Source organism: Streptomyces dioscori (assembly GCF_003024195.1).
Lineage (GTDB): Bacteria > Actinomycetota > Actinomycetes > Streptomycetales > Streptomycetaceae > Streptomyces > Streptomyces dioscori.
In genome coordinates, this window is record NZ_KZ679046.1 from 163,900 (window position 1) to 177,832 (window position 13,933).

14 protein-coding genes are annotated in these 13,933 nt (G+C 72.2%); 5 read left to right on the top strand and 9 right to left on the bottom strand.

Features of this window, described 5'->3' with window-relative positions; translation table 11 throughout:
• Nucleotides 1-165 precede the first annotated feature (165 nt).
• Both C6Y14_RS23410 and C6Y14_RS23415 read left to right on the top strand, forming a co-directional pair.
• Nucleotides 166-1,050, top strand: coding sequence for an RNA polymerase sigma-70 factor (locus tag C6Y14_RS23410; protein ID WP_107018753.1), 885 nt, complete (start codon nt 166-168; stop codon nt 1,048-1,050).
• Nucleotides 1,051-1,314: 264 nt separating this feature from the next.
• Nucleotides 1,315-2,076: a GntR family transcriptional regulator gene (locus C6Y14_RS23415; protein ID WP_107018754.1), complete on the top strand. Its 762-nt coding sequence runs from the start codon at nt 1,315-1,317 to the stop codon at nt 2,074-2,076.
• A gap of 131 nt (nt 2,077-2,207) precedes the next feature.
• On the opposite strand, the gene C6Y14_RS23420 is transcribed toward C6Y14_RS23415, so the two are convergent.
• The 3 genes from C6Y14_RS23420 to C6Y14_RS23430 form a co-directional block, all read right to left on the bottom strand.
• Nucleotides 2,208-3,365: an ROK family protein gene (locus C6Y14_RS23420; RefSeq protein WP_107018755.1), complete on the bottom strand. Its 1,158-nt coding sequence runs from the start codon at nt 3,363-3,365 to the stop codon at nt 2,208-2,210.
• Between the two features lie 138 nt (nt 3,366-3,503).
• The gene (locus C6Y14_RS23425; RefSeq protein WP_107018756.1) at nt 3,504-4,166 is read right to left on the bottom strand and encodes a response regulator transcription factor; all 663 of its coding nucleotides are present in this window, start codon (nt 4,164-4,166) and stop codon (nt 3,504-3,506) included.
• Nucleotides 4,167-4,180: 14 nt separating this feature from the next.
• Nucleotides 4,181-5,359 carry a sensor histidine kinase gene (locus tag C6Y14_RS23430; RefSeq protein WP_107018757.1) on the bottom strand — a complete coding sequence of 393 codons (1,179 nt, stop codon included), beginning with the start codon at nt 5,357-5,359 and terminating at the stop codon, nt 4,181-4,183.
• A 108-nt stretch (nt 5,360-5,467) separates the two neighbouring features.
• Here C6Y14_RS23430 and C6Y14_RS23435 point away from each other — a divergent pair, with 108 nt between their 5' ends.
• The 3 genes from C6Y14_RS23435 (at nt 5,468) to C6Y14_RS23445 (ending at nt 7,763) form a co-directional block, all read left to right on the top strand.
• Nucleotides 5,468-6,499, top strand: coding sequence for an ABC transporter ATP-binding protein (locus tag C6Y14_RS23435; protein ID WP_107018758.1), 1,032 nt, complete (start codon nt 5,468-5,470; stop codon nt 6,497-6,499).
• A gap of 2 nt (nt 6,500-6,501) precedes the next feature.
• On the top strand, nt 6,502-7,233 hold the full coding sequence (locus C6Y14_RS23440) for an ABC transporter permease subunit (protein ID WP_107018759.1): 732 nt from the start codon (nt 6,502-6,504) through the stop codon (nt 7,231-7,233).
• Nucleotides 7,234-7,316: 83 nt separating this feature from the next.
• Nucleotides 7,317-7,763, top strand: a complete 447-nt coding sequence (locus C6Y14_RS23445; RefSeq protein WP_107018923.1) for a hypothetical protein — start codon at nt 7,317-7,319, stop codon at nt 7,761-7,763.
• Nucleotides 7,764-7,865: 102 nt separating this feature from the next.
• Here the strand turns inward: C6Y14_RS23445 and mug are convergent, their stop codons facing one another.
• The 6 genes from mug to C6Y14_RS23475 all read right to left on the bottom strand — a co-directional run bounded on the left by mug (nt 7,866) and on the right by C6Y14_RS23475 (nt 13,893).
• Nucleotides 7,866-8,411 carry a G/U mismatch-specific DNA glycosylase gene (gene mug, locus C6Y14_RS23450; RefSeq protein WP_107018760.1) on the bottom strand — a complete coding sequence of 182 codons (546 nt, stop codon included), beginning with the start codon at nt 8,409-8,411 and terminating at the stop codon, nt 7,866-7,868.
• Nucleotides 8,408-9,847: an adenylosuccinate lyase gene (gene purB / locus C6Y14_RS23455; protein ID WP_107018761.1), complete on the bottom strand. Its 1,440-nt coding sequence runs from the start codon at nt 9,845-9,847 to the stop codon at nt 8,408-8,410. The genes mug and purB overlap by 4 nt, the downstream gene beginning before the upstream one ends.
• Nucleotides 9,848-9,917: 70 nt before the next feature.
• Nucleotides 9,918-10,730 (bottom strand): SGNH/GDSL hydrolase family protein, encoded by an 813-nt coding sequence (locus tag C6Y14_RS23460; protein WP_107018762.1) that lies wholly within the window; start codon nt 10,728-10,730, stop codon nt 9,918-9,920.
• Nucleotides 10,731-10,899: 169 nt separating this feature from the next.
• A complete protein-coding gene (locus tag C6Y14_RS23465; RefSeq protein WP_107018763.1) occupies nt 10,900-11,913 on the bottom strand; it encodes a hemolysin family protein in 1,014 nt (337 codons plus the stop codon).
• Nucleotides 11,910-13,325 (bottom strand): hemolysin family protein, encoded by a 1,416-nt coding sequence (locus C6Y14_RS23470; RefSeq protein WP_107018764.1) that lies wholly within the window; start codon nt 13,323-13,325, stop codon nt 11,910-11,912. The genes C6Y14_RS23465 and C6Y14_RS23470 overlap by 4 nt, the downstream gene beginning before the upstream one ends.
• A 142-nt stretch (nt 13,326-13,467) precedes the next feature.
• The gene (locus C6Y14_RS23475; RefSeq protein WP_107018765.1) at nt 13,468-13,893 is read right to left on the bottom strand and encodes a GNAT family N-acetyltransferase; all 426 of its coding nucleotides are present in this window, start codon (nt 13,891-13,893) and stop codon (nt 13,468-13,470) included.
• Nucleotides 13,894-13,933: the final 40 nt, after the last annotated feature.

Consider the following 13,933-nt stretch of genomic DNA (forward strand, 5'->3'; position numbering starts at 1 on the left):
TGGGCACCGGCGGGCGCGGCAGGGGCGGCCGACTCGGACCGGACCGCCGACTCCTAGACAGCTTGTCAGCAATTACTACCGGCGGGTAGCCCCCTGTTGGCCCCCGCCGGTCCCTCTCCTCATATCGTCTGGACACGGCCCGACACGGCGGGTTGGGATGGCCTTGTGGCTACCGACACCGTGACCGAGGTCTTCGAAGAGCACCGTCCCGTCCTGATGGGCGTCGCCTACCGCATGCTCGGCCGGGTGGCCGACGCGGAGGACGTCGTCCAGGAGGCGTGGCTGCGCTGGTCCGGGGCCGACCGCTCCGACGTCCGCGAGCCGCGCGCCTATCTCGTAAGGGTCACCACCCGGCTGGCCCTCGACCGGCTGCGGCAGACGCGGGCCCGTAACGAGGCCTATGTGGGGCCCTGGCTGCCCGAGCCGTACGTCACCGACTTCGGGGACACCGTCGCCGACACGGCGGAACGGGCCGTCCTCGCGGACTCGGTCTCGCTCGCCGTCCTCGTGGTCCTGGAGTCCCTGTCGCCACTGGAGCGCGCGGTGTTCGTGCTCCGGGAGGCGTTCGGCTACCCCTACGCCGAGATCGCCGTCACGCTCGACCGCAGTGAGCCCGCCGTGCGGCAGCTCGCCGGACGGGCCCGCCGGCACGTCGAGGAGCGGCGGCCGCGCTACGAGGTCGACCCCGTGGAGCGGCGCGACCTCACCGAGCGGTTCCTCGCGGCGGCGACGGAGGGGGACCTCGACGGGCTGATGTCCCTGCTGGCCCCGGACGTGCGCCTGATCGGCGACAGCGGCGGGCTGGCCCAGGCGCCGGTGCGGGTCATCGAGTCGGCCGACAAGGTGGGCCGCTTCCTCGGCGGAGTCATGCGCAAGGGCGTGTCGGACGTGACGTTCCGCTTCCTGGAGGTCAACGGCGGGCCGGCGTTCCTGGTGCTGTCCGGCGACAAGCCCGACAGCGTCTTCCAGCTGGACATCGCCGACGGCCGCATCCAGTGCGTCTACATCGTCCGCAACCCGGAGAAGCTGCTTTCCCTCGCCGTCGACTGACGGCCGTCGGCGGGCAGAGCCCCGCCGGTCGTATGCCAGAGCCCCCGTCCGGACGACGGGGGCTTTGCCGTTGTGTCACGTATGCGGCGTATCGCGAACGCCGTATGAACGCTCTGCGGCAACACGCCTGTGCGAGCTGTAACGGATCGAGGATTGGTCTTGACCAAGGGTGGGGGTCGCCATATGGTCGCTGGGATAGTGCAGGAACCTTTAATAAACAAGGGCGTTAAAAGCCGCCGGGACACGGCGATTGCGGAGGACACGGTGGGGACCACGCAGTTGGATACGGTGCCGGAGCCCAAGTACTGGCATCTGAAGACCGTGCTCAGCGAAGCACTGGACTCCGAGTTCTCGGTGGGTGAGATCCTTCCCAACGAGCGCGACCTGGCGGCCCGGTTCGGCGTCGCGAGGGCCACGCTCCGCCAGGCCCTCGAACAGCTGGAGCTGGAAGGGCGACTGCAGCGCCGCCGCGGTGTCGGCACGACCGTGGCACCGCCGCGCATGGGCGTGGCCGTCGCCTCCGAGCAGCACACCTGGCCCGGCGCCGCCGGTGACGCCTGGCAGCCCGCCGACTGCGTGACGGCGGCCCCGCCCTCGGCGGTGGCCCAGATCCTGGAGAGCGACCCCGAGGACGGTGTGCACATCGTGCGCCGTTCCCGCGTCACACACGGCCAGCCCGTGGCCGCCGAGCTTCTCTACATCCCCGCCTCGTCGGTGCCCGACCTGTCCGGCATCGACGCTCCCTCGGGTACCGCACGCGCGCGTGCCGTCCTGCGGGAGCTCGCGCGTCTGGACCTGGAGGGCGAGGACCGCGCCGTGGAGCTGGGCTCGGCGCGCGCGGACGACGCCAAGGAACTGGACCGGCTCCCCGGTGCGCCCGTCCTCGTCGTCACGACCCGCTACTTCGCCGAGGGGCGCACGGCGGCGGTCTCCGTCGCCACCTACCGCGCCGACACCTGCCGGCTGACCTTCGGCGACTCCGGCGGTGTGGAGATCCACCACGACCCGGAGCGCCGCGCTTCCTGACCGGCGTCCACTGACGGCGACCGGCGACGGCAACCGATGACCGACGTCAGACGGCGACACCCGCGCGTGTACGTCGCGTTCCGACCTCCGGAGCGCGACGTTCCGCTGTCCGGCCACCGCGGCCGCCGCCGTCAGCGGCGGGCCGTCACCGTGCTCTCCACCGCGAAGAGCTGCTCCTCCACATGGTCGAGAGCCAGTCGCAGCGCACCCGTCGCCACGGCCGCCTCGCCCAGGAGCGACAGGGTCACCCGGGGCGGCCGCAGGCAGTAGCGGGCCAGCTCCTCGCGCAGCGGCTCCAGTACGCCGTCTAGACCGGCCGCCCAGCCGCCGATCACGACCAGCTCGGGGTCGAGGGCCAGGACCAGCGCGGCGACGTCGTGCACCAGCCGCTGTATGAAGCGCTCGACGGCCGCCCGTGCCCGCTCGTCGCCCGCGCGCGCGTGCCGGAAGACCTCCGCCACCGCCTGCTCGTCGAGCGGATGCAGCGGCTCGTCGGTCGTGGACAGCAGCGTCTCCGGAGTGACCTCCCGGCCCAGCAGATGGAGCGCCCCGATCTCGCCGGCCGCCCCTCCGAAGCCCCGGTGCAGCCGTCCGCCGATGAGAGAACCGGCGCCGGGGCTCAGCCCGGCCAGCACGAACACCATGTCGTCGGATTCGGTGGCGGCGCCCTTCCAGTGCTCGGCGACCGCCGCCGCGTTCGCGTCGTTCTCCACGATCACCGGGCACTTGAAGGAGCGGCGCAGCCGTTCGCCCAGCGCCAGCCCCGTCCACTCCGGCAGCGCCGTGCACAGGCGTACGGTGCCGTCGGCCTCGACGATGCCGGGTGAGGTCGCTCCGACGGCCCGCAGGGAGCCGCGTGCGACCCCGGCACGGCGCAGCAGCTCCGCGACGGCCGTCCGCAGCCGTTCGAGCCGTTCGTCCGCCGACGCCGTCTCGCAGACGTCCTTGGCGAGCGAACCCAGTATCCGGCCGTCCAGGTCCGACAGGAGCACGGCCACCCGGTGCGGGCCGATCTCCAGGCCCAGCAGATGGCCCGCCTCCGCCCGGAAGCGGAACCGGCGCGCGGGCCGGCCCTGGCGTCGTGCGGCGCTCTCGTCGGCCGCGGTCTCGACGACGAGCCCGCCGTCCATGAGCCCTTCGACGACGCCCTCGACGGTGGGCCGGGACAGGCCGGTCACCCGCGTGATCTCGGTGAGTGTCGCGAAGTCCGTGGCCCGCAGCGCGTGCAGCACCACCGCGGAGTTGATCCTCCGCAGCAGAGAGGGATCCCCGCCGGTCAACTGCCCCAACGTCCGTCCTCCCAGCTCGTGCGCGTGTTGGTTGGCCGGATCGTACTCGGCGCGGCGGGTCCCGGCGAGTGCCGGGGATCACCTGCTCGCCCCGGACCCTGCCACGGACCGGAATCAGCCGGGTGCCGCAAACCGGAATCAGCCGGGTGCCACGAACCCGGACTCGTATGCCGCGATCACCGCCTGGGTGCGATCCCGGGCCCCCAGTTTCGCCAGTACGGCGCTGACGTGGGACTTCACCGTCTCGGTGCCGACAATCAGCCGTGCGGCGATCTCCGCGTTCGACAGGCCCCGTGCCATCAGCCGCAGTACCTCCTCCTCGCGCTCGGTCAGCGCCGCCCGCTTCAGCGCGGCCCGCGCCGCGGGATTCCCGTCGCTGTCCCCGTACTCGGCGGCCAACTGCCGTACGGAGGCCGGGAACAGCAGCGACTCGCCCTCGGCGACCAGCCGCACGGCGTGCACGATCTCGGCCGGCCGGGCCCGCTTCAGCAGAAATCCGTCGGCACCCGCGCGCAGCGCCTCGTACACGTACTCGTCGTTCTCGAACGTCGTGATCACGAGGATCTTCGGCGGCCGGTCGACGGTCCGCAGCACCGCGCGGGTGGCCTCGATGCCGTCCATCAGCGGCATCCGGACGTCCATCGCGACGACATCGGGCCGCAGCCGCCGCACCAGCGGAATGACCGCGGCACCGTCCGCCGCCTCCCCGACGACCTCGATGTCGGACTGTGCCTCCAGAACGGCACGCAGACCGGCTCGTACGAGGGGTTCGTCGTCGACGAGCAGAACGGTGACCGGCATCCGGCCAGCGTAGATCAGCGCAGCGGCAGTTCGACGTGCACCTGCCAGTCACCGTCGTCCGGGCCGGTTCCCGCCCGGCCGCCGAGCAGCGCGGCCCGCTCCCGGATGCCCCGCAGCCCACTGCCCCGCATACCCCCGGCCGGTCCTGGCCCCGGTATCTCCGCCGTGAGCGGATTGCGCACCTCCAGGGAGAGCGTCCCTTCCTCGACGGCGACACGGACGCGTACGGGCACGGAACCCGCGTGCCGCAGCACGTTGGTGAGGCACTCCTGGAGGATGCGGTAGCCCTCGCGGGAGACCGGGCCCGGCACGGTCTCCAGGGGGCCCGTCAGCTCGGCGTCGATCTTCGCCCCGGAGATGCGGGCCGACTCCAGGAGCCGGTCCGCCTCCACCAGGGTCGGCCGGCCGCTCGCGGGCCTGCGCGACTCGCGCAGCACACCGAGCACCCGCTCCAGGTCCTCCAGCGCGGCCCGGCCGGTGTCCTCGATGGCGAGCAGCGCCCGGTCGGTGAACTCCGGGTCTCCCGCGGCCCGCGCGGCACCCGCCTGCACCACGGCCACCGTCAGCGCGTGACCGATCGAGTCGTGCAGCTCACGGGCGATACGGGTGCGCTCCAGGAGCTGCTCGGTGCGCTCCTCCAGCGCGGCGACCCGCTCGGCCGCCGACGGCCCCAGGAGACGGCACGCGAGGCCGGTGATCAGCTTCCCGAGGCCGATGAACGCTCCGTAGAAGGCGATCAGCGGCAGCGGCGCGAGCAGGGCGTACGCCCAGTGCGCGTGCGGCACCGGCAGGAACGGATTGTCGTCCGGTACGTAACCGGTCGAGATCCGGATCAGATCCACCGTGATCAGCGGGAGCCAGACGCTGACTCCCGACGCCACCCAGCCGAGCACCATGCGCGCCTGCAGCCACAGCACTGTCCGCAGCCGGTCCCGCCAAGTGGCGGACGGAGCGACCGAGATGGCCGAGATCGCCGGGCCCCGACCGTCCCGCATCAGCATGAACTGCGCCTGCACACCCTCGCCGCGCCGCACGGCGGGGATCAGCCCCAGCAGCGGCAGCACCAGCGAGGGCGCCCACGGCGTCTCGGGGTCGATGAGTATCCATACGCTGCTGACCAGCATGGGAACCCACAGATGGATGAAACGGGTATAGGTCGTCCAACGGGTCAGCGGGCGCAGCAGGCGGGCCATTGCGTCATCGTGCCAGCAGGCACCGACAACGAGCCTCCCCCGAGCGGGGGAGACGCCCTCCCCGGGCGGGGGAGGACCACGAGCCCTCCCGGCGGCCAGCCTTGGGCCATGACCAGCATCGACGTCCAAGAACTCACCAAGGAGTACGGCACCACCCGCGCCGTGGACCGGCTGACCTTCCGCGTCGAGCCGGGCCGGGTCACCGGATTCCTCGGCCCCAACGGCGCGGGCAAGTCCACCACCATGCGGCTCGTGCTCGGCCTCGACCGGCCCACCTCCGGCACCGCCACCGTCGGCGGGCAGGCGTACGCGACGCTGGAGGAGCCGTTGCGTCACGTAGGCGCCCTGCTCGAAGCGCAGGCCGCGCACGGTTCGCGGACCGCGCGGGACCATCTGCGGGCGCTCGCGGCGAGCAACCGCCTGCCCGAGACCCGCGTGGACGAGGTTCTGGCGGAGGCCGGCCTCGCCTCGGTCGCCCGCCGCCGCGTCAAGACGTACTCCCTGGGCATGCGGCAGCGCCTGGGCATCGCCGCGGCCCTCCTGGGCGACCCGCCGGTGGTCCTGCTCGACGAGCCGTCCAACGGGCTCGATCCCGAAGGCATCATCTGGATCAGGGAGTTGCTGCGCCGGCTCGCCCGCGAGGGCCGCACCGTGCTCGTCTCCAGCCACCTGATGCACGAGACCGCGTCGTTCGCCGACCACCTCGTCGTGCTGGGCCGCGGCCGGCTGCTCGCCGACATGCCGATGCGGGAGTTCGTCGAGGCGCGCGTGGACCCCCGGGTACGGGTACGCACCACGGACGGCGCGGCCCTTCGCGATCTGCTCGCACGGCACGGGTACGAGGCCGCGCGCAACGAAGGAGCAGGCGAAGGCGAAGGAGGGGGACGCGAAGGGGGACGTGGAGGCGAAGGGGGAAGCGCCGGAGGAGGCGGCGGAGGCGGCGGGGGCGAACGGTGGATCGTGCACCACGCGCGCGTGGACGACATCGGCCGCCTTGTCTCGGGGGCCGGCCTGCCCCTCCTCGAACTGGCGGCGGAGGAAGGCACGCTGGAACAGGCCTACCTCGATCTGACGGCCACGGAGGCCGAGTTCGCCGCCCTGCCCGCCACCCCGTCCCCGACCCAGCCGCAGGAGGCCTGACCGTGTCGTTCGCACCCGTACTCCACTCGGAGTGGCTCAAGATCCGCACCCTGCGGTCGCTCGTCGTGGGACTGGCCGCCGTCGTCCTCGCCACCGCGGCCTTCACCGCGCTGGCCGGGGCGGACAGTTCGGGGGACGCGGACGGGGACTTCGACCCGCTGTTCACCGCGTTCTTCGGCGTCAACTTCGGGCAGATCGCGGCGATCACGTTCGGCGCGCAGGCCATGTCGTCCGAGTTCCAGGGAGGTGCCCTGCGGGTCTCGCTGACCGCCGTGCCCCGCCGCGGACGGTGGTTCGCGGCGAAGATGACGGCCGTCGGTGTCCCCGCCCTGGCCGTCGGCCTCCTCACCGGATGCGTGGCCCTCGCCGTGGGCAAGGCCCTCCTCGGTGACCGGGCCGACGGGTTGAGCTGGGGCGAAGGGCTGCGCGCGGTCGTGGGCTGCGGGATCTATCTGGCCCTCATGGCACTGTTCGCGGCCGGCCTGACCGCGTTGCTGCGCAGCGGCGTCACCACACTCAGCATCCTCATCCCCTTCCTCCTGCTGGTCTCCTTCGTGGTCGGCGACATGTCGGGGAACGCCGCCGACCTCCTGCCCGACCGGGCGGGGCAGGTGGTCCTGCACGAGACCTGGGACGGCCTGCTCGGGCCGTGGGCGGGGCTCGCGGTGACAGCGGTGTGGACGTCGGCCGCGCTTCTGGCCGGATGGTGGGGTGTTCGGCGTCGGGACGCGTGAGTCCGGACCGTCGCGTGAGTCCGGACCGGCGTTGTCACCTGACGAGCCGCCACATGTCAGTGGTGACCGCTTTACTGGACTTCATGACCACTGAGCGACACCTCGCCACGATCGACGAGCTGTGCGTCCGCGACTTCCCCGCGGCGCACGGCTGGTCGGAGGTCGGCGCGGGGGGACCCGGCTACCACCTGGTGGTACTGGAGGCGACGCACGGTTTCGGGACGGGTGACCGGGGCGGGCGGGAGGAGATCGCGGACCAGTTCACCGCCTACAGAGAGGGCGTCTCGCAGCGGTTGGGGGAGCGGTGGGGTTCGGCGGAGCCGCGGAGTCTGGCGGGTGTCTTTCTGCGCTCCGAGGATCCGGAGGAGCGGATACCCAAGCCGTGGGCCTACCTCAGTGCCTACGTGGGGTGGGTGGACCTGTGGGAGGCCGACGGCACGGGGCGGTGGGTGGCTGTGGGGGTCGCCGAGCCGGTGGATGGGTCGGAGTTTCAACTCCTGGCCCTGGTGACGGAGTTGCCTCCGCCCTGACCGGACTGCTGGCCGCGATGGGAGCGTGATGATTCGTCTGCGGGCCGGTGGGGGCTGGTCGCGCAGTTCCCCGCGCCCCTGAAGGGCGCCGGCACCGCGCCCCTAGCCGGCGCTGGCCTCCCGCAAGCGCCCGTACTCCTCCGCCATCGTCTTCGCCGTCCAGTGGGCGTTCAGGCCGCTGGGGTTGGGCAGGGCCCATACGCGCGTGGTGCCGAACGTCCGCTCCTGCGGGCCGATCATGGCCTTGCGGTCGTCGAAGGCCGCACGGTAGGCGGTCACGCCCACCACCGCGAGCCATCGTGGCCGCAGCCGTTCGACCTTGGCGGCGAGCAGCCGCCCGCCCTCCCGGTACTCGGCGGCGCTCAGCTCGTCCGCCCGGGCGCTGGCCCGCGCCACCACATTGGTGATGCCGAGCCCGTACGACAGCAACTCGTCCTGTTCCGAGGGCTTCAGCTGCCGCGGGGTGAAGCCGGACAGGTGCAGGACCGGCCAGAAGCGGTTGCCGGGGCGTGCGAAGTGGTGGCCCGTCGCGGCCGTCATCAGCCCGGGGTTGATACCGCAGAACAGCACCTGGAGACCGTCCGCGACGACATCCGGCACGAGCCGGTCGCGGGCGGCCTCCAGTTCGGCGGGGGTGAACCGCGTCAGAGGATCGCCCCCGGCGTGTAGCCCGCGGCCTCCGGGTGCTGCTTCAGGATCTCCTCGACGCGGGCGACGACCGCGGCCACCTGGTCGGCGGCGGCGCCCGTGAAGGACAGCTTGTCGGCCATCAGCGCGTCGAGCTGGGCGCGGTCGAGCGGGATGCGCTCGTCCGCGGCGAGCTTGTCGAGCAGTTCGTTGCGCTCGGTGCCCTGCTCGCGCATGGCGAGGGCGGAGGCGACGGCGTTCTCCTTGATGGCCTCGTGCGCGACCTCACGGCCGACACCCGCGCGCACGGCGCCCATCAGGACCTTCGTCGTCGCGAGGAACGGCAGGTAGCGGTCCAGCTCGCGCGCGACCACGGCCGGGAACGCGCCGAACTCGTCGAGGACGGTGAGGAAGGTCTCCAGCAGGCCGTCAAGGGCGAAGAACGCGTCGGGCAGCGCGACCCGGCGCACCACGGAGCAGGACACGTCGCCCTCGTTCCACTGGTCGCCCGCCAGCTCGCCCGTCATCGAGGCGTAGCCGCGCAGGATCACCATCAGGCCGTTGACGCGCTCGCAGGAGCGGGTGTTCATCTTGTGCGGCATCGCCGAGGAGCCGACCTGGCCCGGCTTGAAGCCCTCGGTCACCAGCTCGTGCCCGGCCATCAGCCGGATCGTCTTGGCGGTCGACGAAGGGGCCGCGGCGATCTGCACCAGCGAGGTCACCACCTCGTAGTCCAGCGAGCGCGGGTAGACCTGGCCCACCGAGGTGAACGCCTGCGAGAAGCCGAGGTGCCCGGCGATCCGCTGCTCCAGGTCGGCGAGCTTCGCCGCGTCCCCGCCCAGCAGGTCGAGCATGTCCTGCGCCGTGCCCACCGGGCCCTTGATGCCGCGCAGCGGGTAGCGGGCGAGCAGTTCCTCGACCCGGCCGTGCGCGACGAGCAGTTCGTCGGCGGCGGTCGCGAACCGCTTGCCGAGGGTGGTCGCCTGCGCGGCCACGTTGTGCGAGCGGCCCGCGATGACCAGCTCCCCGTACTCGCCCGCGAGCCGGCCGAGGCGCGCGAGGACGGCCACCGTGCGGTCACGTACCAGCTCAAGGGAGAGCCGGATCTGCAGCTGCTCGACGTTCTCGGTGAGGTCGCGGGACGTCATGCCCTTGTGGACGTGCTCGTGCCCGGCGAGGTCGTTGAACTCCTCGATCCGCGCCTTCACGTCGTGCCGCGTGACCTTCTCGCGCTCGGCGATCGAGGCCAGGTCGACCTGGTCGAGGACCCGCTCGTAGTCGGCGAGCGCGGCGTCGGGCACCTCGATCCCGAGGTCCTTCTGGGCCCGCAGCACGGCGAGCCACAGCTGACGCTCCAGCTTCACCTTCTGCTCGGGGGACCACAGGGTGGCGAGCTCGGCCGAGGCATAGCGGCCGGCGAGGACGTTCGGGATACGGGGCTTTGCGGGCGCAGTCACGTAAACGGATTCTACTGGCGGTTCCTGCAGGCCAGTGCCACGGGCCGCTTTGTCGGAACCTACGAAACCCTCAGGCCCCCGGCCGGTGCCCCCGCTCCACCGCCCCCTTGTACTCCTCGTACGGCAGCAGTTCCGGGCGTTTGGGCGCACGGCCGTCGCCCGACGAGCGGCCGGTCAGCCTGCGGCCGATCCACGGCAGTAGGTACTGGCGGGCGAAGCGCGCGTCGGCGGCCCGGCGGGCGACCCAGCCGGGCGGGACCGAGGGCGGCATCGGGGTGCCCCACTCGGCGTCCTCCGCCGCGTGCCCGAGCGCCTGCCACACCGCTTCGGCGACCCGGCGGTGCCCCTCGCCCGTCAGATGCAGCCGGTCCACGTCCCACATGCGGGGGTCGCCCAGCGACTGCGCTCCGTAGAGGTCGACCACGAGCGCGCCGTGGCGGGACGCGAGCTCGTCGATGCAGACGAACAGCTCCTCCATCCGGGGGCGGAACCGCTCCATGACCGGGCCCTGGCGGCCGGGGCTGCGCATCAGGACGAGCTGCTTGCAGGCCGGGGCCAGCCGCTCCACGGCCTCCTCCAGGAGCCCGCGCACGCGCACCATGTCGACCTTGGGCCGCAGGGTGTCGTTGAGGCCGCCGACCAGCGTGATCACGTCGGGCTGCATCGCCACCGCGGCGTCCACCTGCTCGGCGACGATCTGTCCGATGAGCTTGCCGCGCACTGCCAGGTTGGCGTAGCGGAAGCCGGGCGTCTGCGCGGCCATCCGGGCCGCGAGGAGATCGGCCCAGCCCCGGTACGTACCGTCGGGAAGGCGGTCCGACATGCCCTCGGTGAAGGAGTCGCCGACCGCGACAAGGCTGGTGAAAGTGGCATTCGTCTGCATGGCGGAAGAAATGATAGCGCGTGCACATACCCACTGGTCTGCCGTGCGCCATGACCCCACGCCCCGCGCCACCGCCGGGGACCGGCACCGGCACCGACACCGGCACCGACACCGGCACCGACACCGGCACCGGGACCGGGACCGGCACCCGCGCCCGGCAGCGCCGTGTTCACGCCGACTGGCCGAACAGCTCCCTCAGTACGTCCTCCATCGTCACCATCCCGGCCAGCCGCCCGTCCTCGCCGAGGACCGCCGCCAGATGCGTACGGCCGCGCCGCATCGCCGTCAGGACGTCGTCGAGCGGCGTGTTCTCCCGGACCCGGGCGATGGAACGCATGTCCCGCACCTGGAACGGCAGGTCGCGGGGCATCGCGTCCAGGGCGTCCTTGACGTGGAGGTAGCCGACGATTCGCAGCCCGTCGTCGACGACGGGGAAGCGGGAGAACCCGGACTCGGCGGACAGGGCCTCCAGCTGCTCGGGAGTGACGCCCACGCGCGCGTAGACCACACTTTCCCGCGGCAGCACCACGTCCCGTACCGGCCGCCGCCCCAGTTCCAGGGCGTCGTGCAGTCGCTCCTGGGCGCGGTCGTCGATGAGCCCCGCCTCACTGGAGTCCTTCACCAGGCGGGCCAGCTCCGTGTCGGAGAAGGTCGCGGACACCTCGTCCCGGATCTCCACGCGCAGCAGCTTCAGCAGCCAGTTGGCGAACGCGTTCACCGTGAAGATCACCGGCCGCAGCGCCCGGGACAGGGCGACCAGCGGCGGCCCGAGGAGCAGGGCCGTGCGCACCGGTTCGGCCAGCGCGATGTTCTTCGGCACCATCTCGCCGAGCAGCATGTGCAGATACGTGGCCGCGGCGAGCGCGATCACGAACGAGATCGCGTGCCCCGTGCCGGTCGACAGCCCCATCGCGTGGAAGGCCGGCTCCAGCAGATGCGCGATCGCGGGTTCGGCGACCACGCCCAGGACCAGCGTGCACAGCGTGATGCCGAGCTGCGCGGCGGCCATCAGCGCGGACACGTGCTCAAGCCCCCAGATCACCCCACGCGCCCGCCGGTCCCCGGCCTCGGCGTACGGTTCGATCTGGCTGCGACGTACCGAGATCAGCGCGAACTCGGCCGCCACGAAGAAGGCGTTCACGACGAGGGTCGCCAGACCGATCAGCAGTTGTACGGCCGTCATCGACCCAGCCCTCCTTCGGTTCCGGCCTCTTCGGTTCCGGCTTCTCCCGGTCCGGCCTCTTCCGGTCCGGATGTCCGGGGCCCGGTTCCCTCGGTGCGGGTGTCCCCGCCGCCCGGCGCGTGCATCAGCACCCGCGCGGCCCGCCGCCCCGTCGCGTCCACCACGTCGAGCCGCCATCCGGCGACCTCGGCCGTGTCCCCCTCGACGGGGATGCGGCCCAGCTCCGTCGCCATGAGGCCCGCGAGCGTCTCGTACGGGCCGTCGGGCGCGCGCAGTCCGACGCGGGCGAGCCGGTCGGTGCGTACGGACCCGTCGGCGGAGTACAGCGTGCGGCCCTCCTCATCCGTACCGGCCGGGGCCAGGTCGGGTGTCTCGTGCGGGTCGTGCTCGTCGCGCACCTCACCGACGACCTCCTCGACGATGTCCTCCAGGGTGGCGACCCCGGCGGTGCCCCCGTACTCGTCGATGACGACGGCCATCGTGCGCCTGCCGGACAGCCGGTCGAGGAGCCGTTCGACGGTCAGCGTCTCCGGTACGAGCAGAGGCTCGCGCATGACCTGTGACACGGTCGTACGGGCCCTGCGGTCGGCCGGCACGCCGATGACGTCCTTGATGTGCGCGACCCCCACGACCGAGTCGAGGTTGCCGCGGTGGACGGGGAAGCGCGAGAGACCGGTCGCCCGGGTCGCGTTCGCCACGTCCTCGCAGGTCGCCTGGACGTCCAGGGAGACGACCTGGACCCGCGGTGTCATGACGTTCTCCGCGGTGAGGTCGGCGAGGTTCAGTGTGCGGACGAACAGTTCGGCGGTGTCCGCCTCCAGGGCGCCCAGTTTCGCGGAGTGCCGGGCCAGGGCGACCAGTTCCTGCGGTCCGCGCGCGGAGGCCAGCTCCTCGGCGGGCTCGATGCCGAAGCGGCGTACGACCCGGTTGGCGGTGTTGTTGAGGTGGGAGATGAACGGCCGGAACACCGCGCTGAACCAGCGCTGCGGGGTCGCCACCCGTTTCGCCACGGCGAGCGGCGAGGAGATCGCCCAGTTCTTGGGCACCAGCTCGCCGACGACCATCAGGAAGACGGTCGACAGGGCCGTACCGATCACCAGCGCGACCGACGGGGTCGCCGAACCCGGCACCCCGGCCGCTTCGAGGGGCCCGGCGATCAGCTTCGCGACGGACGACTCGGCGAGCATGCCGACGACCAGGTTGGTGACGGTGATGCCGAGCTGGGCGCCGGAGAGCTGGAAGGTGAGGTTCTTGACGGCCCTGAGGGCGCCCGCCGCGCCGACCTCGCCGCGCTCGACGGCCCGTTCCAGCTGACTGCGTTCGACGGTGGTCAGTGAGAACTCGGCCGCGACGAAGGCGCCGCAGGCCAGCGAGAGCAGTACGGCCACGGCCAGCAGGAGCACTTCTGTCATCGGGTCACCTCCGTCCCATGATCAGGCAGGTACGGAGGAAGCGCGCGATGTCGACGCGGTGGGACGCCGGGGCGCCGGATGTCGGGGGACTCGCGCATGGGCGGACGCTCACACCTTTCCTGGGGGTTTCCTGGGGGGCGTGTCACTCGACCAGCGGCTTGACCCAACGCCGCCAGTGCTCTTCGGGCGCATACCCCGCGGCGCGCCAGGCATGGTGCGCGGTTTCGTTGCGTGCCAGCACCATCGCGTCGCCGCGGCGCCCGCCGAGCCGTACGAACCGTTCCTCGGCCGCGGTCAGGAGCGCCGAGCCGATGCCCTGGCGGCGCCGGGCCGGGTCCACCGCGAGCCGGTACAGATGGCAGCGCCAGCCGTCGAAACCGGCGATGACCGTGCCCACCAGTTCCCCGTCCCGCTCGGCGAGGATCAGCGCCTCGGGGTCGCGGACGACCAGCCGCTCCACACCGTCCCGGTCGTCGCTGATGCTGGTGCCCTCGGCGGCGGTCCGCCAGAAGGCGAGGACGGCGTCGAGGTCGTCGGGCACGGCGGCCCGTATCCGAAGATCACTCATACGCCGATCCCATCACGGGCGCCGCACATGGACACCGAAT